Origin of the sequence: Benzoatithermus flavus (genome assembly GCF_037908215.1) — a bacterium.
GTDB classification, from domain to species: Bacteria; Pseudomonadota; Alphaproteobacteria; order Geminicoccales; family Geminicoccaceae; genus Benzoatithermus; species Benzoatithermus flavus.
In genome coordinates this window covers 1-524 of the sequence record NZ_JBBLZC010000145.1, presented here as the reverse complement: position 1 = coordinate 524, position 524 = coordinate 1, and the positions used below count along the sequence as shown (strand labels likewise).

Below are 524 nucleotides of genomic sequence, written 5' to 3'. Positions count from 1 at the left end.
CGATTGAACGACCGCTACAAAATCATCAGCCTGATCGGCGGCGGCGGCATGGCGAATGTCTATTTGGCCCGCGACATCATTTTGGAGCGCGATGTCGCCGTGAAAGTGCTCCGCCTTGATTTTGCCAACGACGACCGGTTTATTAAACGGTTCCGCCGCGAAGCGCAGGCGGCGACGAGCTTAAATCATGAGCATATTGTGCCGATTTACGACGTCGGCGAGGAAGAAGGCCTTTATTATATCGTGATGGAGTATGTGCGCGGTTCGACGCTGAAACAGTACATTCAGCAGCATGCCCCGCTTCCGGTCGAGCGGGCGCTTTGCATCATGGACCAACTGACGTCGGCCATCGCCCATGCCCATGAGAACGGTATTATCCACCGCGACATTAAACCGCAAAACATTTTGCTTGATGAGCACGGCAATGTGAAAGTGACCGACTTCGGCATCGCGGTGGCGATGAGTGGAACGACGATTACACAGACGAACTCGGTGCTCGGTTCGGTTCATTATTTGTCGCCGGA

General features: G+C 54.4%; 1 protein-coding gene. It reads left to right on the top strand.

All coding sequences use genetic code 11. From position 1 onward, the window contains the following. Positions 1-524, top strand: a 524-nt coding sequence (locus U1T56_RS24585; RefSeq protein WP_418162094.1) for a protein kinase domain-containing protein, incomplete at both ends; no start/stop codon positions are given.